The sequence below is a fragment of the Paenibacillus sp. N22P23 genome (assembly GCF_059383735.1).
Genome location: NZ_JBXENT010000011.1, coordinates 58,664 through 85,635, shown reverse-complemented (window position 1 = coordinate 85,635; position 26,972 = coordinate 58,664). Strand labels below are relative to the sequence as shown.

General features: G+C 50.4%; 24 protein-coding genes. 6 read left to right on the top strand and 18 right to left on the bottom strand.

Going from position 1 to position 26,972, the window contains the following annotated elements:
- Positions 1-15 precede the first annotated feature (15 nt).
- The 10 genes from AC506A_RS27575 to katG all read right to left on the bottom strand — a co-directional run bounded on the left by AC506A_RS27575 (position 16) and on the right by katG (position 12,190).
- Positions 16-957: an ABC transporter permease gene (locus AC506A_RS27575; protein WP_495464212.1), complete on the bottom strand. Its 942-nt coding sequence runs from the start codon at positions 955-957 to the stop codon at positions 16-18.
- Entirely contained in the window at positions 954-1,880 is a 927-nt protein-coding gene (locus tag AC506A_RS27570) for an ABC transporter ATP-binding protein (protein ID WP_495464211.1), read from the bottom strand. Before AC506A_RS27570 ends, AC506A_RS27575 begins: the two co-directional genes overlap by 4 nt.
- Entirely contained in the window at positions 1,877-2,980 is a 1,104-nt protein-coding gene (locus AC506A_RS27565) for a DUF4097 family beta strand repeat-containing protein (protein WP_495464210.1), read from the bottom strand. Before AC506A_RS27565 ends, AC506A_RS27570 begins: the two co-directional genes overlap by 4 nt.
- The gene (locus AC506A_RS27560) at positions 2,977-3,720 is read right to left on the bottom strand and encodes a hypothetical protein (RefSeq protein ID WP_495464209.1); all 744 of its coding nucleotides are present in this window, start codon (positions 3,718-3,720) and stop codon (positions 2,977-2,979) included. The genes AC506A_RS27565 and AC506A_RS27560 overlap by 4 nt, the downstream gene beginning before the upstream one ends.
- Positions 3,720-4,436, bottom strand: a complete 717-nt coding sequence (locus AC506A_RS27555) for an ABC transporter ATP-binding protein (RefSeq protein WP_495464208.1) — start codon at positions 4,434-4,436, stop codon at positions 3,720-3,722. The genes AC506A_RS27560 and AC506A_RS27555 overlap by 1 nt, the downstream gene beginning before the upstream one ends.
- A 3-nt stretch (positions 4,437-4,439) precedes the next feature.
- Positions 4,440-4,814, bottom strand: a complete 375-nt coding sequence (locus tag AC506A_RS27550; RefSeq protein WP_495464207.1) for a GntR family transcriptional regulator — start codon at positions 4,812-4,814, stop codon at positions 4,440-4,442.
- A 155-nt stretch (positions 4,815-4,969) separates the two neighbouring features.
- Positions 4,970-5,332: a DUF1304 domain-containing protein gene (locus AC506A_RS27545; RefSeq protein ID WP_495464206.1), complete on the bottom strand. Its 363-nt coding sequence runs from the start codon at positions 5,330-5,332 to the stop codon at positions 4,970-4,972.
- Positions 5,333-5,470: 138 nt separating this feature from the next.
- Complete coding sequence (locus AC506A_RS27540; protein ID WP_495464205.1) at positions 5,471-6,946, bottom strand: S-layer homology domain-containing protein; 1,476 nt, start codon at positions 6,944-6,946, stop codon at positions 5,471-5,473.
- A 204-nt stretch (positions 6,947-7,150) separates the two neighbouring features.
- A complete protein-coding gene (gene helD / locus AC506A_RS27535; RefSeq protein WP_495464204.1) occupies positions 7,151-9,568 on the bottom strand; it encodes an RNA polymerase recycling motor HelD in 2,418 nt (805 codons plus the stop codon).
- A 447-nt stretch (positions 9,569-10,015) separates the two neighbouring features.
- On the bottom strand, positions 10,016-12,190 hold the full coding sequence (katG, locus tag AC506A_RS27530) for a catalase/peroxidase HPI (protein WP_495464203.1): 2,175 nt from the start codon (positions 12,188-12,190) through the stop codon (positions 10,016-10,018).
- 301 nt (positions 12,191-12,491) lie between these two features.
- Between katG and AC506A_RS27525 the strand changes: the two genes are divergently transcribed.
- The 6 genes from AC506A_RS27525 (at position 12,492) to AC506A_RS27500 (ending at position 16,978) form a co-directional block, all read left to right on the top strand.
- Positions 12,492-12,860, top strand: a complete 369-nt coding sequence (locus tag AC506A_RS27525; RefSeq protein WP_495464202.1) for a DoxX family protein — start codon at positions 12,492-12,494, stop codon at positions 12,858-12,860.
- Between the two features lie 135 nt (positions 12,861-12,995).
- A complete protein-coding gene (locus tag AC506A_RS27520; RefSeq protein ID WP_495464201.1) occupies positions 12,996-14,060 on the top strand; it encodes a zinc-binding dehydrogenase in 1,065 nt (354 codons plus the stop codon).
- A gap of 27 nt (positions 14,061-14,087) precedes the next feature.
- The gene (locus AC506A_RS27515) at positions 14,088-14,930 is read left to right on the top strand and encodes an AraC family transcriptional regulator (protein ID WP_495464200.1); all 843 of its coding nucleotides are present in this window, start codon (positions 14,088-14,090) and stop codon (positions 14,928-14,930) included.
- Between the two features lie 71 nt (positions 14,931-15,001).
- Complete coding sequence (locus AC506A_RS27510) at positions 15,002-15,772, top strand: TIM barrel protein (protein WP_495464199.1); 771 nt, start codon at positions 15,002-15,004, stop codon at positions 15,770-15,772.
- A 109-nt stretch (positions 15,773-15,881) separates the two neighbouring features.
- Complete coding sequence (locus AC506A_RS27505; RefSeq protein WP_495464198.1) at positions 15,882-16,175, top strand: Dabb family protein; 294 nt, start codon at positions 15,882-15,884, stop codon at positions 16,173-16,175.
- Between the two features lie 173 nt (positions 16,176-16,348).
- Entirely contained in the window at positions 16,349-16,978 is a 630-nt protein-coding gene (locus tag AC506A_RS27500; protein WP_495464197.1) for a YfbR-like 5'-deoxynucleotidase, read from the top strand.
- A gap of 139 nt (positions 16,979-17,117) precedes the next feature.
- Here AC506A_RS27500 and AC506A_RS27495 read toward each other — a convergent pair whose 3' ends face one another.
- From AC506A_RS27495 to AC506A_RS27460, 8 genes are all read right to left on the bottom strand, one after another.
- Positions 17,118-17,474 carry a VOC family protein gene (locus AC506A_RS27495; RefSeq protein ID WP_495464196.1) on the bottom strand — a complete coding sequence of 119 codons (357 nt, stop codon included), beginning with the start codon at positions 17,472-17,474 and terminating at the stop codon, positions 17,118-17,120.
- 108 nt (positions 17,475-17,582) lie between these two features.
- The gene (locus AC506A_RS27490) at positions 17,583-18,476 is read right to left on the bottom strand and encodes a PIG-L deacetylase family protein (RefSeq protein ID WP_495464195.1); all 894 of its coding nucleotides are present in this window, start codon (positions 18,474-18,476) and stop codon (positions 17,583-17,585) included.
- Positions 18,477-18,632: 156 nt separating this feature from the next.
- Entirely contained in the window at positions 18,633-19,097 is a 465-nt protein-coding gene (locus AC506A_RS27485; protein WP_495464194.1) for a DUF8821 family protein, read from the bottom strand.
- Positions 19,098-19,613: 516 nt separating this feature from the next.
- Entirely contained in the window at positions 19,614-21,434 is a 1,821-nt protein-coding gene (locus AC506A_RS27480; protein WP_495464193.1) for a sensor histidine kinase, read from the bottom strand.
- Positions 21,427-23,064, bottom strand: a complete 1,638-nt coding sequence (locus tag AC506A_RS27475; protein WP_495464192.1) for a response regulator — start codon at positions 23,062-23,064, stop codon at positions 21,427-21,429. The genes AC506A_RS27480 and AC506A_RS27475 overlap by 8 nt, the downstream gene beginning before the upstream one ends.
- Positions 23,065-23,124: 60 nt before the next feature.
- Positions 23,125-24,378: an FAD-dependent oxidoreductase gene (locus AC506A_RS27470; protein WP_495464191.1), complete on the bottom strand. Its 1,254-nt coding sequence runs from the start codon at positions 24,376-24,378 to the stop codon at positions 23,125-23,127.
- Positions 24,379-24,447: 69 nt separating this feature from the next.
- Entirely contained in the window at positions 24,448-25,995 is a 1,548-nt protein-coding gene (locus tag AC506A_RS27465) for an extracellular solute-binding protein (RefSeq protein WP_495464190.1), read from the bottom strand.
- A gap of 92 nt (positions 25,996-26,087) precedes the next feature.
- Entirely contained in the window at positions 26,088-26,972 is an 885-nt protein-coding gene (locus AC506A_RS27460) for a carbohydrate ABC transporter permease (RefSeq protein ID WP_495464189.1), read from the bottom strand.

The following is a 26,972-nucleotide window of genomic DNA, read 5'->3' as shown; positions in this document are numbered from 1 at the left end:
AGGTTATGGACCAATTTATGCTGCTACGTCCCTGCGCGTAAACGCAAGCCAAGAAACCAGGTTGAACACGATAAAGTAAATGACCAGCATCGTAATGGAGAAGGAAAGCGTCATTCCTTCCTGGTACGGCTGCCCCTCCAGATACTGTGCAAGATTGAGGTTGGCAAACAGCACGTACTTCGCCCAATCGTAACGCTGAATAAGCTCCGACAATATGGTTCCCGCGAACAATAAGAAGATCGAGGACCCGATTGCCATCGCGCTGCTGCGGAACGCCGACGAAATCATGAACGCGATCGTGACATACATCACGGTGGATACGCCGTTTAGCAGATAGGTTTTCCACAAGTTAACAACCATGTTCCGCTCGAAAATGTCCCCGTTCGAATCCATTCCGACCAGCGGCAAGTTCATATCGCCGAACTGATACAGCAAACCGTTAATCAACACGGATACTACGAACAGCACGATTAACAACAAGATGCCGAACAGAATCATGGATACATACTTGGAAATGAGAATCTTGAGCCGATTTGCGGGACGAATAAGGAGCAGTTTGATTGTCCCTGTCGAGAATTCACCGGCCAAGCTATCTCCGGCAATGATGACCGTGAACAGCGTAATCAAGATAACTAATGTCGCGGAACCGTTAATTCCGCTCCACATTGTGCCGCCCTGCGGTCTAATATCATGCTCCAACCGATAATCGATAAGTGCAATTTGCTCTTCATAATAGTTCTTCGATCCCTCGTCTGTTTTCGGATCGGCCAATTCTTTCACCATGGTGTCCTTCTGCTGCTCGACTTGCTTCTGCCATGTCTCGGAAGCGGCGTCTTTGTCGTAATACCAATCCACGAAGCTGCCGATAAACACGATCGCTATCATGACACCGACCATGATCCAAGTCCGCCAGCGGCGGTATACTTTCATGTTTTCGTTCTGAATTAAGTTAATCAAACCTGCTCGCCTCCCGTCATTTCCAAGAACCGATCTTCGAGCGACACCTTGATTGGATGAGCGCCATAAACATCGATCCCATTGCTCAATAAGTAAGACAGAATGCGCGGGATTCGTTCCCGTCCGGTCACGATTTCTGCGCCTCCCTCTACAAGCTTCACTTCTATGATGCCTTCCATCTGCTTAATTGCCTCGAGCGCTGCGTCGTTAAAGTCAGCTTCAATGAGATAGGACTTGCCGTGTTCATCCGATCCGATAAACTCTTGAATCGGTTTGATGTCCATCAGCTTACCCTTCTGCAAAATCGCCACGCGGTCGCACATCAGCTCCATCTCGGTGAGCAAATGGCTGGATACGATAACCGTAATTCCTTCCGTCCGAGTCAAGTACCTCAGGTAGTCGCGCAGCTCGCGAATTCCCGCCGGGTCAAGACCGTTCGTCGGTTCATCCAAGATAAGGAGCGAAGGATTGTGCAGCATGGCTTGCGCGACGCCCAGCCGTTGGCGCATACCGAGGGAATACTTTTTCACCTTATCGTGAATGCGGTCTTCCAGCCTAACCAGCTTGACCACTTCGTCGATTCTTTCCTTTGTCACGCCCGGAACCATACGTGCGTAATGGACCAAATTACGATAGCCGCTCAGAAATTTGTACATTTCCGGATTCTCGACGATTGCACCGACGTGGCGGATAGCCTTTTCGAATTCGTTCTTAATGTTATGGCCTTGGATTAGAACTTCGCCTTTGGTAATCGACATCAAGCCGACCATCATGCGAATCGTTGTCGTTTTACCAGCTCCGTTCGGACCGAGAAAACCGAAAATTTCGCCTTTGGGCACGTCGAACGTCAGATTATCGATAATCGTTGTTTTGCCGACCTTCTTGGTCACATTACGTAAGCTTACGACTGGCGTGTTGCTCATGGTTGTGCCTCCTCTATTGGGGTATGAATAATAACATCTCCGTTACTCGACGTAATGTCGACTTTCCATTGGCCGGTACCGGTCGTACCTTGTAAACTCGTTCTGTTGTCCTTATCCGGGTTCTCGCTTACAAGCGGCAGCCTGGTCTGGATACTGCCGCCGTTCACCACGACGTTGAAGCTGAATCCGCCATCCTTCGGCAGAATCAAATCCGTATTTCCGGACCGTGATGCCACTTTGATGTCACCGCGAATGCCGTCCATCCGAATATCCCCGTTCTCCCCGCTCAGATTAACGTTTCCGGAGACATCACTTACGTTCATGGAGCTGCCTTCGGTTGTTCCGTTTACCGCTCCTTGGACGCGGCGGATAAACTGCGTTCCCGATATGCTGTCAATCGAAACCATGCCTTGAACATCCTCAATCGTTGCGGTGCCCGATTGGTTGTTCATCGTGATATTCCCGTCGATGTCAGCCGCGTAGACACTGCCATGAGAGCCGTTAACGGTTAAATTGCCGGTAACCTGAACCATTTCTACCAAACCGACGTTTGAGGTCAATTCAGCATCTCCATGAATGCCTTCGAGCCGAATGGATTCGTAGTCGACGTCGAGCCGAAGCTTGACACCATCCGGAACGAGCAGCGAGTAGGCGATATCGTAATCACCGTTATCGAGGGCTTTCCCGCCGGCCGTCGCGACCAATGTGACCTTACCATCCTCGTTATGCTGCTCGATTGTGACTGCTTCGTTCATTTGATCAGCTGTCTCTGCGTCCGGCGCGAACACCGTGACCGCGTATTGTAAACTTACGGTGTCGCCGGCTGCCCGCTGCACCGTAATCGGACCACCCGCGCCAGCGAGCTGAAGTTCCCGAAGCCCTGACTCTGTTCCAGCAATCTCTAGCTGCCGCTCGTCCGTCCTTGTCACGTCACGGCCAGCTTGCTCATGTGCTTGTGTTCGCTCCTCGTTAGCGAATTGTTCGCTGAAGCGTTTGAAAGGCTCCTCTTTGCCAATCCCGATATCCATGATCATCATAATAAATAGGACAAAAACCACGGAAAGAAGAATCGCTCTCTTGGAGCGCGGCGTCATCTTCATACCTCCACTTCCCGTTCGAAAATATAGCCGTTCAACCACGTTAATCCGACGATAATGAGCGCCATAACGATAAACGGTCCGGACTGCAAGAACGCGCCATCCGTGCCTTCGCCGCCGATCCATATATCTGGCGTCCAGCTTAGCAGCGCCGACAAGAACGGACTTACCCGGAGCGTAGCCCAGAGCGCCGTAACGAAAGCAATCAGCACGACAAGCCACTTCAATCGAGCCACGAGCTGTCCGCATAAGAATGCAAATTGCACGACAACAACCGCAAATACCGTAATGGACACGTAGAGCCAGAAACTGTGCAGAATCAAGTTAAACAGCTCCGGCCTGAAGCTCACTATATCGGAGACGAGCTGCCACTCATCCCACTCGGCGATGAGCAGGGTTAGCGAGAAGCTTGCTGCAATCCACAGCATGACGCCCACCAACAGCGTTATGGCCGCCGCGAGCTTCGCCGCCAAGACTTTCCATCCGCGTACCGGCAGCGAGAGCAGCAAGTAAATCGAATTCGTTCTCCACTCCGAATGCAGCTGATAATAACCCACGCCGATCGTGATCACCGCAATGAAGATATAAGGGAGTAACAACGAAAACATCGTCAGAACGCTATCGTCCCATATTCCTCTCTTGAACAAGAGGAAGAGGTCCATGAGAAGGACCGCGACGGAGAAGACGCCGTATAACGGCCAGACACTCTTCAGCTCTTTGCGGAATAAATTGCGGAATGCCATTACACGTACACCTTCTCCCATATGTTCTCGAGTGAGCAGCCGAACTCGGCGCGCAGGTTCTCCGCTGAGTCGTACAGCTTGATTCGTCCGCCTTGCAGGAAGATAACGTCATCGAACATCGGCTCAGATTCTTTCACGGAATGCGTCGACAAAATGATTGTCTGCTCTGCAGATTCGAATTCGCTGGCGATCGAGCGGATGATCTTGGCGCGTGAGGACGGATCGATACCCGAGAATGGTTCATCAAGCAGGACGAGCGGCACATCGCGGGATAATGCAACGATCAGCTTCAATCTTGCACGCATTCCCTTGGACAAGCTGCGCACCTTCTGGTCGATATCAAGCTCCATCTTCGCAAGCATATCCGCCGCTTTATCCGCCTTCCAATCGTCATAGAAGCCGGAAATGAACCGCAGCGTTTCCTTCACCGTCATCCAACCATACAAATTGTCGATCTCCGGCAAGTACGCGATCTGGGCTTTGTTCAGCACGCCCGGCTCTCTCCCGTTTACGAGAATATTGCCCGACGTCGGATAGATCATTCCCGCCATCATCTTGAGCAGCGTCGATTTGCCGCTTCCGTTTGGCCCCAGCAAGCCGACGATCGTTCCTTTGCGGATCTGAAGGTCGATACCGTTAATCGCGTGTTTCAACAAGTATCGTTTATGAACGCCATGTAACTCTGCTATGTAGGGTTGGTCGAAATGTTCATCCATGTTCTAAGCCTCCTTGCCCTCGTATAATTGCTTGCGAAGCAAGTGCTCCGTCTCTCCCGGATCGACGCCAAGCCCCCGCATCTCCTCAATAAATTGGCGTACCGCCGCGTTCGCCATCTCCGCTCGTATATTCAGCAGCAAAGCCGGGTCGTTCTTGATGAATGTGCCTTGGCCGCGTAACGTCTCCGTCAATCCTTCCCGCTCCATCTCCTGATACGCCCTTTGCACCGTATTTGGGTTAACCTGCGACATCTGCGCCCTTTCCTTCAAGGAAGGGATCTTGTCTCCCGGCGCTAACTCACCTCTGACTAACGCCTTCTTGACCTCGTCCACCATTTGCAAATATATCGGTTTCGGGTTGTCAAAATTAAGTTGCATGTCCGACCCTCCTATAGACCGCGAACCAGTGCACTATTGAACTAGTGTACCGTAAATATAGTTGGAATTTGAGGTGCTTGTCAATGGCTTTGTTTTATTTGCGCCAAAAAGCCGCTTCCTATGCGGGAAGCGGCTTAACGTATGGATAGGAGGACTTAAGACATCAACACGAACGCCAGTGCCACAATTGCAGGCAGACCTTGTACGATCAAAATGGATCTTTTTGCCGTTACGCCTCCGTAGACAGCGGCAACGAGCACGCAGCAGAGAAAGAAAAGTTGAATTTGGTGACCAACCGCGGCTTCGGGATGGAACAATCCCCAGAACAGCCCCGCCGCTAAGAAACCATTGTACAACCCCTGGTTGGCTGCGAGTGACTTCGACTCTTCCGCGAACGTCTTCGAAGTACCGAATACCTTCCTCGCTCTAGGCGTAGTCCACATGAACATCTCTAATATTAAAATATAGATGTGCTCCACCGCGACAAGCGCGACCAGAATGGCAGCTATTATCGTCATTAGCGTCTACTCCCCTCCCCTTATCGCGTTAATACCTTATATATACCTCTTACCGCGTTTCGGTACAAGCTTAGTTCTATCGGAAAATAAAAAGGAGGAGATCCTTGAAGATCTCCTCCTGACTTCTACACGTACTTATTAGTCCCAGTTAAGCGTAAGCGTGACTACGCTGGCATTGCCTGCTGCGTCTGTCAAAGTACCCGATACAACCAGTTGATCTGCATCGTCGCCGAGAAGCTTCAAATAGCTGACGGATACACCGTCACCTTGTTGGTCCAAGCTGCCAAGGAACTGAATCAGATTCAAGGATGCAGCAGTTCCTCCGGTGAGTTGCTGCGTGAAGGACAACGACGGATAATCCGACAAGTCCACGTTTTGCACGGAAGTGACCGTAAATGTGGCGTCTTCGTCCGACGTGATCGTTCCCAAAGTCAGGTAAGCTTCGCCTACCGTGATATTGCCATTGTTGCTCGCAATAGTCACATCGTTGCCGTTAACCGTAGCTGCCGTCAGGCTCGGCGCAACATCATCAGTTAGAAGTGTCAATTGAACAGCACGGGAGTTGCCTGAAGAATCACGAAGCGTACCGCTAACTACCAGCCCGTTTTCGTTTGTGTCCAACTGACTCAGCAGCGACATGGATACGCCGTCATGTTGGGGATCGAGCGCATCAAGTTTGCTAATCAGGTCGAGCGCGTTCAAACCGGCCGTTAGGGATTGAGTAAACGATAAGGATGAATAGTCCGCCAAATTGATTCCCTCAATTGCAGTAATGGACAAAGTCGAAGCTTCACTTACGCTTAGCGTTCCGCCTGTCAGATACGCACTGCTCTTAAAGCCAATCGAACCATTCGCTCCACTGGTTACCGTTACGTTCCTACCGTTAACAGTAGCTGCGTTGATGCTTGGTGCAGTCGTATCTCCTGGGTATGTCGGTGTTGTCGTCGGTGGCGTTGTCGGCTTATTAGCTTCTTCTTCTGCTTTTTTGGCTTCGTATGCTTGTTGTCCGCCATATGCGCCTACTACAAGATCAGCACGGGTAGCAAGGCTCTTTCCGTCGCTTCCTTCCGGAAGGATCTTATTGGCCACTGCTTTACTAATGGCATCCGCGTACCAAGGTGTACCGGTTGTGTTTACAGTTTGCCCTAAACCTTTCACCAAACCTGTAGCTAACTGCCCTATGGTCGCATTGTCACCTGGCGCGAAGGTACCGTCACCCATACCGTTGAGTATGCCGGCCTTTTTTGCCGCTTCAATGTAGCCAATGGCCCAACCGTTAGTACCATTATCGCCACCTACGTCACTAAAGGACGAAGTCTTGGTGCTGTTGTCGACCGGGATACCATAAATTAGAGTTAACACTTTGGCGAATTGTGCTCGTGTCATATTTTCCTTGATTCCAAAATTGTCATTGCCGGTGCCTTCAAATACGCCTTTGGCCAACAACGCATCGATTTTAGCCTGGAGAGCTGCATCCAATCCCGCCAAATCCGTAAAATCCTTCGACGTCTTTACTGCTGGTGCTGAGTTGTCTGCTGCATAAGCAGCTGCACCTGGCACAAGCAAGCTTACCCCAAGTGGAAGAAGCAACCATTTCGAAATCTTCTTTTTCATTTGCTAAACGCTCCTTTTAATAATAATTAGTAAATTATTCTAGAATTTATTTCGGCAGGATCATCACTATTGTTTAGCTTGAAAGTAAAATTTCAAAACATTGGATGTAAGCAAAAAAAAAAATCGGCACCACGAGAGAGGTACACGAGTGTATCGTGTTGATCCTCCAGTGTGTGCCGAAGCCGCAATCATGCGTTATTCTTACTATTCTACCTCATACAATGAGGCATCCAATGCCTGAATATAAGGTGTCCATTCGCCGAGCCCATAAACCAGCAGTCTGTGCATGGCGCGCGTACATGCGGTATAGAAGAGCTTCCGCTCGCTTTCCCGGTGATAGACTGAAGATGAAGCATCGTAGATCAACACGACGTCGAATTCCACGCCCTTAGCGAGGTAGGAGGGTATGACCATAATCCCCTTCTCGAAGACAGGTGTCTCCTTCGTAACAAGCTGCAGCCCCTGACATCCATGAGATGTAAGCCGCTCGTAGGCTTCCCTGCTCTCGGCTGCTGTCTTCGTAATAATGGCGATGGATCCAAAGTCCTCGGCCTGAAGATCCGCTAGATCCGCTGCTATTCGCATCGTCCTCATCTCGTCACTGCCCGCCCGCATAAGAAGCGGCTTCTTTCCTCTCCTCTCGAACGGCACGATCCCCTCGCCGCCTGGCAGCATCGACTTCGTGAACTCCACAATTTCACGTGTTGAACGATAACTGCGGAACAACAGGATTCGGCTCGTTTCGGCATCGCCGTAAAGCTTGAGCAGCGGTGATTCGGCCTCATGCAAATTCGTTGCCTGCGTGAAAATAGCCTGACCGAAATCACCCAGCACCGTCATGCGAGCACGAGGGAACAGATTCTTGAGAAACTGATATTGGAACATCGAGTAATCCTGACCCTCGTCAATGAAAATATACCGAACCAGCGTGTTCACCCGAGAACCTTCGATAAGTTCTTTTAAATACAGGTACGGTGTCGCATCCTCATAAAATAGCTCGTTCTTACTCAGCTTCTCCTTCGTTTGCTCGCAGATTTGCGGCCAATGCTCGGGCACGTCGGCCGTATCCGTCATTTCAAGATACTCGCCGGCATCCTCACTGAATAATTGCGTGTATATCCCCTGCACATCTATGAACAACATCCTGGTTACATCCCGCCGCAGGGGCTTGAAGGATTCTTTGACGACCATGCGACAGAGCAGCTCTTCCTCTAGTTCGGCGAAGTTGAAATCTGCCTCATCTCCACGACGCTTTTTCGTTACGAATTCTTGAACCTCAGCATACTGTTCGGCAAAATCAAAAACACCGCGATCCTTATGCAGCTCACTAAACGCCTCCGCATACTGCTCCTTATCCAGATAGTTCAGCTCCTCCTGAACCCACGAAGCAGCCTGCTCCTTTTTCTCCAGCTTGTTCAGCTCTTTCAGTAACCATTCCTTCAGCAAAGTAATGCGATTGGTCAGGCGAATGGATGTATCGTAACTGTAAAACTTCGATTTGATCTGATCAGCGGTAATTAAATCCCGATCGCGGAATCGAATCCCGTTAAACCGCATGCCTTCCTGCCCCAGCCATAACGCATAGCCGTGAAGAGCTTGAAGGAACGCTTCCGACGACTTATATTGAATACCGCTTAGCCGGGATACGTAGCCCGGAGTCGAATCGTCGGTTAGCACGTACTCAAGTTGGTCGAAGGGATCCTCCAGTTGAAATTTTGATCCAAGCCAATAGTCCAGATATTCTTGGAAGGTCGTTTGCTGCATATTCTCCTCACCCAGTTCGGGAAGGACCGTAGACACATAACTATTGAACATCGGATTAGGCGAGAAGAGAACAATCTGATCAGACGTAAGCTTATCGCGATGCTTATATAGTAAGTACGCCACCCGCTGCAGAGCCGCAGAAGTCTTTCCGCTGCCGGCCGCTCCCTGTACAATAAGCATTCGGCTCGTATCGTCACGGATGATGGCGTTTTGCTCCTTTTGAATCGTTGCCACGATGCTCTTCATCTGTGTATCTGCGCCCTTGCCGAGCACCTGCTGCAGCAATTCGTCGCCGATCGTTATGCTGGAGTCGAACACGTTCTGAATCCGCCCGTCGCGAATCTGGTATTGCCGCTTCTGCGTCATCGTCCCCGTAATCGATCCTCCTGGTGTTTCAAAAGCAACCTCGCCAGGGGAGTAGTCGTAATACAAACTCGCAATTGGTGTCCGCCAGTCATACACCAAGAAACTCATACCGTCCGGTTCAACGAATGAGGACACACCTATATAAACCTGCTCGATCAAATCCTGACCAGCCTCTTTAAAGTCAATTCGTCCGAAATAAGGAGATTGCAGCAGCCGTTTCACGCTATTCCATTTCTGCTGGAGCTGCCGGTGGCTGCGCTCCCGTTCGGACAACACAGCTGCCTGCTGCTGAATCGTGAAGAATGTCTCTTCAAAATCTTCATGGGTACTCGTGTTCACCGTAACTTCTTCCCAGAATCGCTTGCGAATGTCCGCCGCTTGATGACCCAGTTGATCCACCTTAGGCTCCAGCTGGGCGATTGCTTCACTGAGCTTGCTCATCGTCAGTTCCAGCCGCTCTTGTTCTTTCTCCCAATCCTTTGCGTGTATCATCCTTCTCAACACACTCCTTTAAACTATAATTTGGAGAAGCAAAAGAATATTTGACAACCCGCAATTCCCTGTGCTAAAATTAAGGTATAAGTAAGATGCAATAGCTACGACTTAATACAAAAAATGCAGAGAATTCTTTTATTATAGCATGCTGCTAATTGGAGCACAATTGGTATTCACGATAAACACCCCGGGAAATTTTTCCGGGGTGTTTTTGTATGTCTTCTTAAACAGTTATTCGAAAACCGGAACGCCATCCAGTTGAAACTGCTCGGCAACGTCAAGGGTTGATACCGAGGCGGTCTCTCCTTATCATCGCCTACAACTAAGCACCATACTAGCATACTGGCCAAGCCATGAATAAGAGCGCCACCTAGATAGGTATGCGCTCTGCATCTTCTATAAATTAGATCATCCAATAAGTGCTAGGTCTACTTTCGGAGAGGATTATGAAAGGTCATAACGGTCTGCATTCATTACTTTTACCCAAGCCGCGACAAAGTCACGCACAAACTTTTCTTTGCTGTCATCTTGCGCATAGACTTCTGCAATGGCACGCAGAACGGAGTTTGAGCCGAATACGAGGTCCACGATTGTTGCTGTACGTACGACTTCGCCTGTCTTCCGGTCGCGCCCTTCATATACGACACTATTTGCCGGCTTCCACTGTAAGCCCATATCAAGCAAGTTGATAAAGAAATCATTCGTGAGCGTACCTTCGCGATCCGTGAATACGCCATGTTTGGTATTCCCGAAGTTTGTGCCTAATACACGCATGCCGCCCACAAGTACAGTCATTTCCGGTGCAGTGAGGTTTAGCAGGTGTGCCTTATCAACCAAGAGCTCTGCCGGGCTGACACTGTACTGCTGCTTCTGATAGTTGCGGAAACCGTCGGCAACCGGCTCCAGCACTGCAAAGCTTTCAACATCGGTTTGCTCTTGCGCTGCATCGCCGCGTCCGGAGGTAAATGGCACCGTCACATCAAAGCCTGCATCCCGAGCAGCTTTCTCCACTGCGGCACTGCCGCCCAGTACGATTAAGTCTGCCAAGCTTACTTGCTTATCGAAGCCATTCTGAATCGCTTCCAGTGTAGAAATAACCTTCGCAAGCTGCTCCGGCTGATTCACTTCCCAATCCTTCTGAGGAGCAAGACGAATTCGCGATCCATTCGCGCCGCCGCGCATATCAGAGCCACGGAATGTACTAGCCGAAGCCCAAGCTGTTGTTACCAGTTCGCCGACTGTAAGTCCAGTGCTCAGGATTTTCAATTTCAGTTCTTCTACTTCTGCATCCGTTAAATCAGTCTCAGCCGCCGGTACAGGATCTTGCCAGATCAGAACTTCTTCCGGCACTTCCGGACCTAAATATCTTGCACGAGGTCCCATGTCACGGTGTGTAAGCTTGAACCATGCACGAGCAAAGGCATCTGCAAACTCTTCCGGATTCTCATAGTAACGACGAGAAATTTTCTCGTATGCCGGGTCTGTGCGAAGTGCCATGTCCGCGGTGGTCATGATCGTCGGAACACGGACGGACGCATCTTCCGCGTCCGGTGCAAGATGCTCCTTAGCCGGGTTTACAGGCGTCCATTGATTTGCGCCGGCCGGACTCTTCGTGAGCTTCCATTCATACCCGAGAAGCAATTCGAAGAACCCATTGTCCCACTGCGTTGGGTTCGCAGTCCAAGCACCTTCGATACCGCTGGTGATGGTGTCGCGACCTTTGCCGGAGCCATGCGTGCTCAGCCAGCCTAAGCCAAGCGCTTCAATAGCAGCTCCTTCAGGTTCCGCTCCAACGAGCGCGGCATCTCCCGCGCCGTGTGCTTTTCCGAATGTATGGCCGCCTGCCACGAGTGCTACGGTTTCTTCATCGTTCATTCCCATCCGTTTGAACGTTTCACGGATGTCGCGCGCGCTTGCAAGCGGGTCCGGGCTGCCGTTTGGACCTTCCGGATTCACATAAATCAGGCCCATCTGCACAGCGGCAAGCGGGTTCTCAAGCTGGCGATCACCTATGTAGCGCTTGTCACCCAGCCACTCGGTTTCAGCTCCCCAGTAGATATCTTCTTCCGGATGCCAGACGTCCTCGCGGCCGCCGCCGAAACCGAATGTTTGGCCGCCCATGGATTCAATCGCGACATTCCCCGTTAGGATGAACAAATCCGCCCACGAAATCTTGTTGCCGTACTTTTGTTTAATCGGCCACAGCAAGCGACGCGCTTTATCAAGGTTGCCGTTGTCAGGCCAGCTGTTAAGGGGAGCGAAACGCTGCGTACCCGTTCCAGCCCCGCCGCGGCCGTCACCTGTACGATAAGTGCCTGCCGAGTGCCAAGCCATACGGATAAAGAATGGACCATAATGTCCGTAGTCGGCCGGCCACCAATCTTGACTGGTTGTCATAAGATCACGAAGATCCTGTTTGAGCGCTGGATAGTCGAGCTTTGCGAATTCCTCTGCATAGTTAAACGCTGCGCCCATCGGATTCGTTTTCTGGTCATGCTGATGAAGAATGTTCAAGTTCAATTGGTTGGGCCACCAGTTTCTATTCGACGTACCACTAGATATGGGGCTAGTAGCGCTTCCATGATTGAACGGGCACTTACCCGCATTAGCACTTTCCATCCTTATCACTCCCATGACTAAAATTAATATTACATAATAATCATTCTAATATTAGTTATATAGCTATTCACAGGAGAAATCAACCATTTTTTAACTTTCTTCATGACACGGCCTCTAGCTAATATATGTCCCACCCAACACCCCTATGTCCAGTGCGGCCAAATACGGACAGGCCTCTCCCCTTCGCGTGATCGAGGTAACTTTTTATTTACTAGGTTTCATAAAAGTGCCTACTTCCTACTGCCAGACCCTGGGGGCTATTATACATATAGCAGCAAACCAATAGGGGATGAGATCATTCATGAATATCGCATTATGGATCGTACAAGGAGTTGCAGCATTCGGTTTTATTTACTCCGGCTGGTTGAAGGCATTCCAGTTTGAGAAAGCCAAAGCGTCATGGGGATGGGTAAAAGACGTTCCGCAAGCTTTCGTAGCCTTTATCGGGTATGCAGAATTAGTAGGCGCACTTGGCCTCATACTGCCTCAGGCGACGAATATCACACCTGTATTAACGGCAATTGCCGCAACCGGTCTTGCGGTGATTGTCCTTTGCGGCGCCCTGTTCCATGTTAAACGGAAGGAATATCGGGAGATCGGCGTGAATATCGTTTTCATTGCGTTAGCTTTACTTGTTGCGATCGGTCGTTTTAATTTAGAAAACCTGTAAAAGAGATAAGCATCTGCTGGTTTTGGATAATGGTTGCTGGATTAACATGCTATATAATTAAATTGTAAGCGATAACAAATTGGATCATGTTTATATTCACAAGTGATTATTATCTAAAAATCAGGAGGATGTATCATGCCTAAACAATTGATCGCGCAAGCCCCGCGCAAAGCGGCGATTACAACATACGAGGACCGCGAAATTTTGCCTCATGAAGTGAAGGTGCGCGTGGATTATGCTTCACCTAAGCACGGCACCGATCTTGCGGGCTTCCGCGGAGAAAGCCCGCATACAGCCGATTATTATGATGATAAAGAAGGCTGGAACCTCTTCTTGCCAAGAGATCCGAAGGACATGGAAACGGACGGCGGATTTGGACGCTGGAACCTCGGCAACCAATGGGTTGGCATCATTACGGAAGCCGGCTCCGACGTAACGGAATATAAAGTCGGAGACCGTGTATGCAGCTACGGCGGCATTCGCGAATCGCATATCGTAAGCGCCGTTCACAACTATTATTTGAAAAAAATGCCCGAAGGCATGTCTTGGAAAAACGCGGTGTGCTTCGATCCCGCCCAATTCGCGCTTGGCGGCATACGCGACGCCCACGTTAGGGCAGGCGACCGAGTCGCGGTGTTCGGACTCGGCGCGATCGGCCAAATCACAGCGCAGCTGGCGAAGCTAGCCGGCGCCAGCTGGGTGGCCGTTATCGATCCGATCGCAGGAAGGCGTGAAGTCGCGCTTAAGAATGGCGCGGACGCAGCATTCGATCCTGTGAATGAAGACGTTGGGCTTGCGCTCAAGAAAGCGACCGGCAAACTCGGCGTGGACGTCGTCTTAGAGACAAGCGCCAACGAATTCGCGCTTCAACATGCCCTTAGAGGACTTGCTTACGGCGGCACAATCGCATTCCTCGGCTGGGCGAGAGCGTTTAAGGGCGGACTGGATTTGGGCCGCGAAGCCCATTTCAACAACGCCAAAATCGTCTTTTCCCGCGCGTGCAGCGAGCCGAACCCCGACTACCCGCGCTGGAGCTGGCGCAGAATCGAGGATGTTTGTTGGGATATTCTTGCCAGCGGTCGCATCGATTGCGAGCATATCATCTACCCGGTTATCCCGTTCGAGCAATCCGCCGAAGGCTACGAGAAGTACGTGGATCAGAGTCCGGATCAAAGCATTAAGCTGGGGGTTACGTTTTAATTCATCCCATGAAAGGAAGGGAACGGCATGAGCGATAGCTTGAGCTACCTCCTAAGGCATGCCGAGCTGTTAATCGACGAATTCGACGTGCACCGCCGGAACGAGATGAAGACGCTGAACCGCACGCTTCCCTTCTACGTCATGTCGTATTTGAAGTCAGGCAGCGCCAAGCTCAGAATCGGCGGAAACGAGATGGCGCTCGAACCGGGCACGGTTGCTTTCATCCCCCCGAATGTGGCGCATGATCATTACAAAGATACGCCGGAGCCAACCGAGTTTCTTTGGTGGCACTTCACTTTTGATATCGAAGGCGTCATGGATGTGATGAAAATGTTCCGGATTCCATTCGTGTTCCACCTGCAGAATCATGTGTATTTCGAGAAGGTGTTCATGGAATTCATGGATTCCGCGGATGCACGGGCGTCGCACTCTTTGCCGCGCTCGATCTTAACGCGAGCGAAGTCGCTCGAGCTCTTGTACATTATTCTCAATAGCGCGCTCGACCATAAGGACGCAAAGATGGACGTTGCCAAGTCGGATGGCTTCCTGGATATGCTGGCGCGAGTCTTACAATCGCCCGAGGAACGGCTAACATTGCAACAGATGGCGGACGAGCTTCACTTACATCCAACTTACGTAAGCAACCGATTTAAGGAGTTATTCGGGAAATCCCCGCTCCAAGTCCAGCGCGAAATGCGTATTCAGAAGGCGAAGACACTGCTGGAGACGTCCGATCTATCCGTAACGGAAATTGCGGAGCGATTAGGCTATAGCGAATTACAGAACTTCACGAGGCTGTTCAAGTCCTATGTCGGGATTTCCCCTACCCAATTCCGCGAGCTAAATCGCAAAAGGCGGGTTTCGAAGTGAGGTTTACCCCGCAAGACAGCGGATAGAACGGATATCAACCTTCATTGCTAATAAGGGAGAGATTAGTGGGCATGAAATATTCAATATGCATCGGGGCTTATCCAGGCAAAGACGCGGTTTATCATCTGGAGAAGATTAAGGAACACGGTTTCCACGGCCTCGAATATTACCAGTGGTGGGAGCTGGAGGACCTTAAGGGTTTCGCCAAGGAACAAGAGCGGATCGGCGTTGGCATCAGCGCGACTTGCACGAAGTTCATCAGCTTGGTCGACGAATCGCAGCGCGACGCTTACATGGAGGGCGTTAAGCAGACGATCGAGGCTTGTCGGGTGCTTAATGTGAAGTCCATCATTTCGCAGACAGGCAACGAAATAGATGGCATCCCTCGCGACGTTCAGCGCGCGACGATGGTTGAGACGCTGAAGCGCTTGGCGCCACTGCTCGAGCAAGCCGGCGTCGTACTGGAACTAGAGCCGCTTAACGGACTTGTAGATCATAGAGGCCATTTCCTGCAGCGCTCGGACGAATCCGTGGACGTTATCGATCAAGTGGGCAGTCCAAGCGTGAAGCTCGTGTTCGACGTCTACCATCAGCAGATTACAGAAGGCAACGTGATCCGTAACGCGACGGGCTACATCGAACGCATTAATCACTACCACATTGCAGACAACCCCGGTCGCAAGCAGCCGGGTACAGGCGAGCTGAATTACGTAAACATTTTGAATGCGATTAAAGGTACCGGCTTCTCCGGTTTTGTCGGCCTGGAAGGCGGCTACACGATCGACACCGACGCAGCCATTCAACAGTTCAAAGACGAGATCTTGTCTCGCGTTGAAGGGTAAACGCAGAAAAGGGACGGAGCTTACGAGGCTCCGTCCCTCTTGTTATCTATTCAGTCAATCGGTAAGATGAACAAGAAACTACTACTGCCGCATTACAGGGGGAAACGACATGATTCAACGTACCGTGCTTTTGAAATTTGCTGAGACAACAACAACCGAACAGCTTCAAGAGGTCGTGAAACGCTTCAAGGCACTAAAGGTCGCAATCACAGGGATTGCTGACATTCAAGCGGGGCTCAACATAGCTGAGAAAAGCAAGGAATATCAAGTTGTGCTTATGGTGAGATTCGAGAATCAAGACGCATTGGATGCCTACACGATCAACGAAGAGCACCAAGCCGTCGTCTCCTATATTCGAGAAGTTGGCCGATTAGACAGTATCGGTGTAGATATTGAGGTTTAAGGCATAACTGAAGCTGGCGCCGATACGCAATCGGTGTCAGCTTCTTTCATTATTCTGTCGGATCCGGCCACCGATTGCCAATTTCGAATTAACGATCCGCTAACAATTCGCCTTTATACTGGACCTACGACAGCAGCAAACCAATCCTTTATCTAAGAAAGGAATCTGATCGTATGGGCATTCATGCGTATTTCCAATCGTTGACCGACTTGGAGCGAATCATTCGTTGTCCCGGCAAATTCAAATTCCAAGAACATAGCGTTGCCGAGCATTCGTGGAAAGTCATCCAATATGCCAAAACACTGGCCGATATCGAAGAAAGCCATGGTGTCACTGTGGACTGGAAGAAGCTCTATGAGATCACCAGCAGTCACGACTACGGTGAAATTTTCATCGGCGATATTAAGACGCCCGTCAAGCACTACTCCCTGGAGCTTCGTTCCATGTTACAGCAGGTCGAAGAAGGCATGGTGGCCCATTTCATCGAAGAGCGTATTCCCGAAGAGTTCAAGTCCATCTTCCGCAGACAACTGCGCGAAGGGAAAGATGATTCCGTGGAAGGGCAAATCCTTGAAGTCGCCGATAAAATGGATCAAATCTACGAAGCATTCGCCGAGCTGCAGAAAGGGAACTCCGAGCAAGAATTCATCGTCATGTACCGACATGCTTTGATTAAGATCAAAGACATCCGGCTGCACTGCGTCGATTACTTCCTGCAGCACATTTTGCCGGACCTTGTAAGCGAAGGCGCACGCTCTCCGATCGACATCGAGCAGATCACGAAGGAAGCTTTGGCAGCCTAACCCTGCTCGCACCCCTTATTGCTTTAACTTGCGCGTTATTTGCCAGAACCATTCGGGTTTCTTCCCCAAATCCACGGAACTTTATAACGGTATTATAAAGGCCATCCTACTACAGGATGGCCTTAACTTGTGTATGAACTCAGCTCTCAAGGTCGTAAGCCACGGGATGACTCGGCTGGTAAATGGAAAGATCTGCACCGCTGGGAAGCTTGATGGAGGCCAGCAACCCCCACCCCTGATCGCTGATTGGCTGCGAGATCGTCACGCCTTTAGCGGATAAATCCATAAGCGTTTTCTCGATGTCATCGCACATAAAATAGAACTCATGCTTGCTGGGTCCATCTGTAGGATGTACAGCAATTTCGGCAGGGGGAAGTTTGAAAATCAGCCACCCGCCACCAGCGTCAACACCTGCTAGTCCGAGTACGTCTCGCATGAAAACCCGATCCGCATCCGCGTCCGAACTATATAAAATAATATGTGCTGCGTTGATCATATATTATTTCCACTACCCTTCCATTGAATGGTTTGATCCTTTAGTATGGCTTAGACCATTCTGTTCAAACACTCCCCCACTTTAAGGGACGTTTCGCCTGCTCTAGGCTTATTTCTCAGCAACAAGCGTGAAATACTCACGGTCGAAAATGCGGTAGTACAACCACGGCGACATTTTGTCATACATCGGCTGAAGATCGCCCATAACTTGCCACTGCGTCTTATGCGCACGAACAACGGCGCCTTTTACTGAGGATTGCGACGCCATTTTCACAGCTACGTTCGGCTCAGGCAAGCCCATCCCCGGCTCTGTCGGATATCTATCCTTGAAAGTGGAGGAAACTTTAAGCGCAACTTTGATCATCGGGTTGGGAAGCGTCGTGAAGTATAAACGGGTCGCCGGAAAATCGGCCTTTCCCATATCTTCTTCAAAAACTTCGCGAACGTATTTACCCGTCAGTAGATGATCCATATGTCCGTAAAGTCCGACTTTATCGTCGTAGGTGATAATGGTCGAAGGGCGATACGTTTCGATTAATCGGCGAATTTCCGCCTTGATGACCTCCGGATCAGCATCTTTCAGCTTGCCGTCTCCGTAATCCAATATTTCATCGTGAGCGGCCCCCAGCAGCTGGTCAGCCTCTTTGGCTTCTTGCTCACGGGCTGCGCCAAGTTTATCCTGCGTTACTAACCCGCCGGTTGGACCCGCTTCTCCGTGTGTTAAATGGACGATCGTCAGTTCCGTGCCGTTATCGTGCTGCATTTTGCTTAAAGTACCGGCAACGCTGACTTCGTCGTCTGGATGAGGGAAAATAATAAGTGCCTTGTTCGGTTGCCCTTCCTTAATTAACGTCTCGACTACGTCGATAGAACGATCGTTAATGTAAATGTTCAACGCAATGGGGACGCTTACAATTATTAAAATGAGTAAAGCGACGATCCACATCGAAATCTTGATCCATTTTCTTTTCCGAGGGCGAGGTCTTCGTTGTAAATAGTCCATGTTGCGATGCTCCTTCTGGTTGCGGGGTTACGGCATAGTTGTTTCCGTACTTTTGTATCCTATCACGATCTATCCGCTCTAGCTAGCTGGCAGCAAACAAAAAAGCCTCTATTCCGCCACTCGGAATAGAGACTTATATTTTACACACTGCTTCCTTTAATATTGCCCTTTAATAACGAAAAACGAGCCCCGAATGGTTCCGGCTAATTTAGACTTCTGCCTAGCAAACTTAAACTTCGTTTCTAACTCCCTTGGTATCTCCATCCCCTCAGAAAGCTTAAAACCAACGGCTCGCTTCTTAGGGTCATCAACCGTATACATGACATTGATCGACAGACCATCCTCATAGAAAACGTAGGTAAATTGGATATTCTCTACTTGAAATCGCGACGTCTCTAACGGTTTGGCCGCGAACTCGATATCACGTTCTTCTTTCAAGATCCGATGCGCATAATCAAGGCTCTCCTGACTTTCGCTAGCGGGTACAACCGTAAATTCATGCTCGTATTTGTTCATAAAGTAACGGGCTTCATTCGCACGCAAACCAGCAAGCGCTTCTGCAACAGGCGAAGACTCTAAACCAACCGTAGACACATTTTTAAAATCAACGATATACGACATTTCCATCCCTCATCTTCTCTCATTAATTTCCTAACAAAACACGCATATAGCCAAATTTCAAATGTATCCTGTTATCTTCCGATATTATACCAAAAATGATGTAAGAGAAAAATAATGGGAATGGTTGGCCCTCTTATCGCTATATTACAAATCTCATCTCTCACTCCTCATCTTGCGTTCCGCGAAAATCTAACGAACCGTAGAGGCGTTATTTGGCCGATTTTCGGGGCTTCGAAAATCTAACGAACCGTAGAGGCGTTATTTGGGGATAATCGGCTCCCAATCACTTCAAAACCGTCAAATAGAGCCTCTACGGTTCGTTACAATTATATCGAAGCCATTAATGGGCAAATAAGCGCCGTACGGTTCGTTAGAGCATTCCAAACAAGGCATCGATGCTTTCAGCATGCTGAGAACTTCTATAAAAAAGATCGCCAACCACCTGTCCAAGCAGGAAGGTAAAGGCGATCTTGTTGTTAGAGCGAAGACTTTTTCGTTTCTGACAGCATATTACTCTTAATTGCCGTTCGCAGGCTCCGCCTTGAACCGGATCGTAACGATCGTCCCGGTGCCAAGCTGGGAGGAGATACTTAAACCATACTTATCGTCCCCGGAATAAAGCTTGATGCGTTCATTGACGTTGTAAAGTCCGTAGGAGCTTCCGGATTCTTCGGATTTGTCGCCGGACGGTGCCACTGACAGCAGCTGCAGCGCTTTCTGTTCCTCCATGCCGATCCCGTTATCGGACACAGCGAAGAGGAGTTCTCCGTCATCCTCCCGCACAGTGATGACGATGGAGCCACGCTTCGCTTTCGCTTTACGGATCCCGTGTAACAGCGCATTTTCGACAATCGGCTGCAAGATCAGCTTCGGCATTTGATACGCCTCGAGACCGGGCTTCATATCCACCTGAAAGTCGAACGTATTCGGGAACCGGCTCTGTTGGATTTCCAAGTACACTTGAGCCAAATTCAACTCGTCCTCTACGCTGACGACACTTCTGCCCTTGTTAAGGCTCAGCCGGAAATATTTCGCCAAACTGTCGATCATCTGGCTGATGTCGGTCGCGCCCTTGCCAATCGCGATCCAATTGATCGTATCCAGCGTATTGTACAAGAAATGCGGGTTAATCTGGGCTTGCAACGCTTGAAGCTGGGCCTCGCGCTCATGGATTTGGGCCATGTACTTCTCCTCGACCAGCGTTCGCACCCGCAACAGCATGTGTTCGACGCTCCGTTCAAGCAGCAAGAAATCGCTTGTCTCTGCCGGAACATCCACCGGGGTGTCGGTGCCTTCTTTACGTATGGTAGTGATGACGCGTTTGACTCTGCGATTCATTCCCCGCACAATGATGGCCAGCAGGACGACAGGCAGAAGAAGGAACAACGCGATATATTCCAAGAGCGTGGTTAATCCCGTCATCTGCGTCAGCTTCACCGCGCGATGAGACAGCTGTGAATTCGTACCCTGCGCGACCAGCTTCCACCCGGTCGGGCCGACGGTCGTATACAGGACATCATTCACTTCCGCATCCAGCTTGAGCGAGAGCGTTCCTTCGCTTCCACTGCCAAGCGCTTCCTGCATGTCTGGGCTGACTTTCGAGCCGACGAGTGCCTTGTCCGGATGATAAGCGATGGTTCCGTACGGATCCACGAGGTAGACATTCGTTCCCGGCGAGAATTGAAGCGTCGACAAAATGTCCGTCACCATTTGCTCCTTCACGTCGATCATCAGCACGCCTGACACCTTCGCGTATTCGTTAGGGTCCCTCAGCATCCGGGCAGCCGAGAAAATACGGGCATTCCCGGTATCCAGATAACGTTCTTCGTAACTGCCCGACCATACAATTCCGCCGTTTTGCGTAATAATCTTCTCGTACCAGGATCCGGTCTTCAAGCTTTCCAGCGAGAAGAAATTAATTCTTTCGCCCGCGTAGAGCTTCGATTTATCGACGAACAGCCGAACATGGAACACATCGGAATTCGACTGCACAGACTCAACCAAATTCCGCAAATCTTTGATGACCTGAAATTGAATGCCGATCAACTTGTCGTTCTCACCGACGGAGAGGTACTCGTGAAGATTGGCGTTCATGATCACCGAATTGCTGATGTCCTCGATATGTTCCAATCGGTACGCAAGATTGCTCCCAGCCTGCTTAAGCGCTTGCTGCATCGTCCGAATGACTTCATCTTTGAGAATCGTGGCGGAACGCTCATAAAACCCGTACAAAATAACTCCCGCGGGTACCACGATCAAGAACAGGTAGGCTAACAGCCACTGCCTCGGGATTGAGAAGCGGCGAATGAAACGTCCGAACGCGCCTGTCCTAAACATAGCTATCCCGGTAAACGCTCGGCGTTACGCCGGTCGCTTTCTTGAACAGCTTCGTAAAGTAACTCGGATCCGTATACCCGATGGCATAGCAAATATCATAAAATTTATAACGATGATCGCGAAGCATTTCCTTGGCTCGTTCCACGCGCACTTGAGTCAAATACTCATTGATCGTTTGTCCCGTTTCCTGCTTAAATAACAAGCTGACATAGGTCGGCGTTAGATAGACTTCTTTGCCGATAGCCTCGACAGTCAAATTGCCATCTGCGTATTTCTGGTCAATAATGACGCGAACCCGCTCCGCCAAATTCGCAACTTTACCGATTCGCTTCTCGCGAATACGAGTACAAGCCGACAGCAAGTGGGATTCGATTATTTGACGCATCTCGCCGATCGTTTCTTGCTGGAACAACGCTTCCCACAATGTCGATTCAGCCGATTCCAGTTCGGGGGACTGCACGTTCAGCTCCATTAACAGCTGCCCGACCACGAGGGCGATCTGCAAGCATACGTTGCGTCCGTATTTCAGCCCGTCTGGCCGATTGCGGTTCAAGTCCTCGAACAGTAGATCGAGCGCCTCGCGAATCTTGTCCGAATCGGCCGCTTTCAGTGCCGAAGCCAGCTGCTCCTGATGCTCGGGATCGAACTTCCCAATGCCGCCGCCCACCGTCTCGGGGTTTTCGAGGCTATTCATCGTAATAATCCGATTTTTTCCTAAATACCATTTGTGATCGACTGCTTCCCGCGCCTGCTTGTACCCGTGAGCCAGCCCCGCCAAGGAATCCGCCCGATCGCCAATTCCGATCGTCACGCCGATTTTGAGCCAGCGTTCCAAATTATTTCGTATATCATCGGCCAGTGTGAGCAAAGCGTTCGCGGCATCCTGAGCGCCGCCTTCCTCTGACTCCGCCCGCAATATGCCAACGAACTCCCCACTCTGATGCTCGAAAGCATATCCACTCATATGAACGTCTATCAGTTCCCTGCAAATGTTTAGCACCGAATACCATAAGAGCTGCCGATCCACCTCAGAACGAATTGCGGTCACTTCCCCCAGATCGTCGACGGAAATCGCCATGACCCAATAGGACGCTTCGACGGGTAAATCCAACCCTAGAAAAGCTAGGCGCTCTTGAAGGTTGTGCTTCGGTGCGACATTGCCGATCAACGAGAGCAGGAATTTCTCCCTCAGCAGCGGCATGCCTTCCTTCAGCTTAATCCGCATTTCCTCTTTGCGGCGCTGCTCATACCGTTTCGAATCCAGATCTGCAACAACCTTCTTGATGACCTCCGTCAACTCTTGCAGATTAACGGGTTTGAAGATGTAGTCGACCGCGCTGACCTTCATCGCGGATTTCAAATATTCAGCGTCGTCGTGACCGCTTACGAAAATAATCTGAACATCGGGGTATTTCGCTGAAACTTGCCGCGCCATCGTAATCCCGTCCATGTTCGGCATCCGGACATCAGACAAGATAAGGTCCGGTAGTTCGTTCTCGACGAACTCAAGCGCCACGTCACCGTCGTCCGCTTCGCCGATGACTTCGATGCCGTAGGAGGACCAATTGAAATAGGAACGCAAGCCGGTTCTAACCGTCGGCTCGTCATCCACGATCAATACTTTATACACTCAAAGTCCTCCCCGGCTCTTGTTGTCTCATCTGGTGGATAGCTCCATTCGGCTTACTTCTTATTTAACGAAAAACTTGACGCCCTGCTTCTTCAATTGTTCATGCAGCTCATTCATCGGAACTTCTCTCATTGCGGTCTCGCGATCTATCGAGATCGCTGCCGCCGCGCCTGCTGCTTGGCCTAGCGCATAGCACGTTGCTTGCACGCGCATCGAGGACATAGCCACGTGCGTCGCGGAAATCGACCGACCTGCCACTAGGAGGTTGTCGATCGCTTCCGGAACCATACAGCGGTAAGGGATATCGTACCCATCGATTTTACGCTCATCTGTCGTTTTTGCCGCATCCGGGCTATGAATGTCGATTTCGTAGTTTGTTTGCGCCACCACGTCCGCGAAGCGTGCTCCGGTCACCAAATCCTGCTCCGTCAGCCGGTAGAGCGCTTCGATTTGGTTCGTTTCGCGCACGCCGGTCTGCGATGCAATATGAGAGAGGGAATAGTTGCCGTACCCTGTTTTTTGCAAATAATAGGCGATGGAGAATACTTGCTTCAGCGCCTCGGTCTCCGCGTAGTTCACTTCTTCAATCTTCGCACCGTTTGCTTTGACGCGAGACATGTTGACGAGCAGCGTGCCGTTGTTGTTATGCTCCCAGTACAGCCTGCGCCCTTGCGGCAGGTCAGACACTTCCTTGTACTCGTAGCAACCTTCCGGTAGGAAAGGCGTGACGGGGCTGCCCGTATTCGTCATCTGGAACATCAAGGTCATCGGCTGCGTTAAGCCATCCTCTTCCCGCCCCGTCGTGTACGGAACGCCGGCGTCAATGGCGACACGGGCATCACCCGTGCAATCGATGAACCGTTCTCCTTCGAAAGCCTTCAAGCCTTCGCGAGTAGACATAATAGCGGCTTTGATCTTATTATCTTCCCGGATCACTCCGACGAATTCAGTATGGAAGTAAACGTGAACGTTTTCCTTTTTCATTTTCTCGTTCAAATAATGCCGAAGCAGGAATGGGGAGTATTGCGGTGCAATCGACTCGTCATGACCCTCCGGCAAGTACTCAGCCAGCATTTCCGCGATAATTTCCCGATAGATGCCGGTTACGTTGCCGATCGGCATGAAGATGCTGACGTTGCCGAGCGTGCCCATACCTCCGAGCTGCGCCGATTTCTCGAGCAGTGCGACCTTCTTGCCGGAACGCGCCGCGCCGATCGCAGCGGCTGTACCCGCAGGCCCACCTCCGATAACAACGACATCTGCGTATGCGTAAGTTTCGATTTGACGTTCGAATGAATAGGAATTAGGGTGCATAAGGGCTTCTCCTCCAATGGAAGGAAGCGGCAAGTTCCATTGAACGAACCGCCGCCTCCTTAAATAATTTTATTTGGTAGTTGCGTACCAGTCGTTGATTTCTTTCGCGCTGACTTCTTCCCCGGCAGCTTTATACTTCTCTTGGAATTTCGCCAAATCGTCCAGCGACTCGGCGCCAGCGAACAGTTTCACCGTATATTCGCCGACCATTACTTCCAGACGCATATTGTTCTTCGCATGCTCTGGCAAATACGGAGACCATCCGAGCGTGTTACGAATTTTCACTTCTGCAGGCTGCTTGTTGTTCAAGAAGTCGAAGCCTTCGAACATGATCGGGTTTTTGCGGACGCGAGCTTGCCAGTATTGTGGATAGTTCGCTTCGTCTACGCCGGCCATGTAGTTGTTCGCTTGGTTACGCTCATCGGAGAAAATCGGCAAGATTGGAATATATGCGTTGTCCTCAAACTTGTAGTGCTTGCCTTCTTGTCCGATCGCCAGCTCTTTGAACGTTGCCGGCTCCAGCAATTCGTTGATGTACTTAATCGCTTCAACCGGATTTTCCGCGGATTTCGGAATAAAGGTCAGTCGGTCGAATCCCGAGTTTGCGCCGAAGCCTGCTTGCCCTTTCGGACCTTTCAGAGCACCTACGTACGCAAATTTCGCATCTGGAACGACCTTGATCAGCGCATCGTTCAGACCCGGGATATCCGCCCAATGAACGATGATTGCGCCTGCTTTGCCGCTTGCGAACTTCTCTTTGGCGGTAGCGTCTTTATTGATGATAAACTCTTTGTCCAGCAAGCCTTGTTTGTACAAATCGGCCACGTATTTCACATAGTCCGGATAGTTCGGGTCAAACACACGCGGAGTCAATTGACCGTTCACATCGTTCCAAGGGTTCGGCATGCCGAATGCGCCTACGATGTTCTCGAGCATAGCTTGGTCGCCTTTGATCGTCAGGGGAACGTTCTGGTCGCCATTGCCGCCCGGATCTTTGTCTTTAAACGCTTTCAAAACATTCACCAGTTCATCGGTCGTCGTCGGCATCGACATACCGACCTTCTCCAGCCAATCGGTACGCATCAGAATGCTAAAGCCGACCTCATGCGTAACCGGAGCCGGGATTGCGTACAGCTTGCCGTCGATTTTGAGCGCGTCCATCGATTGCTGAGAAACCGCGTTCTTGATGTTAGGTCCATATTGGTCAATCAGCGGGGTCAAATCCGTCAAAGCACCTTTTTGAGCATAGTCGGAGTAGAGCGCCAAATCGTTGTAGAACGTGATGAAGTCGTAAGGCTCGCCGGAAGCGAAAATCAGATTGAGTTTTTCGGCTGTCTTGTCTTGCGGAAGGACATCATACTGAACCTTATAGCCCGTTTTCTCTTCTAGGAATTTCGCTACGGGATAGGTTGCATAATCTTCCGCTTGAAAGACGTTCAATCGTTTCAAGGTCGGTTTCTCTGCTTCCGGTGCCGCGTTGCTTTCTGCGGCTGTTGTATTGCCTGTTGAATCCGGGGAAGTGTTGTTCCCGTTTTCCTTCGACCCGCATGCCGCCAAAGATCCGGCAAGCATGACGGTCATAGCGGCAAGCGTGAGCAATTTCGGTAGTTTCCTCAATGCATGACCCTCCTAAGAATATTATAATTATATCATTAACATCAGGTATACCTGAAAAAGTTAATGCACGGTTATAGTTGCCTCTCGCCAACCTACCCCTTAACGGAACCGATCAGCACGCCTTTAATGAAGTACCTCTGCAGGAACGGATATACGAGCAAAATCGGAATTGTCGAAGCGATAACGGTCGCTGCCCGGATGCCCTCTGCCGGCACGTTCATCATGTCGTCAGCGCTCATGCTCAAGGCCGAAGACGTATCGGCGTTCATGACGATATCCTGCAAATACAGCTGAAGCGGCTTCAAGGATGTGCTGTTGATGTAGAGCATCGGGTTGAAGTAGTCGTTCCAGTAATAGACGGCGTAGAACAAACCGACTGTCGCCAGTACCGGTCCGCTCAGCGGCAGAATGATACGGAACAGGATGCCGAAGTTTTTGGCCCCATCAAGCTTGGCCGACTCTTCTAAGCTCGGCGGCAAGCTTTCGAAATAGCTTTTGACCACCAGTAGATTGAAAACGCTGATTAAAGCAGGCAAGATGAGCGAGCTAAGATGGTTGAGCATGCCCAATTCGCGCAAGAGCAGGTAATTCGGAATAATGCCTCCGCTAAACATCATCGTGAAGATAAACAAGACGATCAGAATGCCCATGCCGGGAAGCTCCCTCTTCGAAAGCGGGTACGCCGTCATGGCCGTGATCAGAATAGAAGCGAGCGTTCCAACAATGGTAACGAACGCGGAGATCAGAAAAGAATGGATGAATTGGTCCGACGTAACGACGAACCGCATCGTATCTAGCTGAAAGCCTTTCGGGAATACACCGACTTTACCTGCGACGATTGCCCACTCTTCGCTCACCGACTTGGATAAGACGTTAGCGAAGGGAAGCAAGGTGATTAGCCCCATAAAGGTCAAGATGATATAAATTCCGATATCGAGCACATAATCGCCGGCTTTTTTATGACGCAAGCGGCTCAC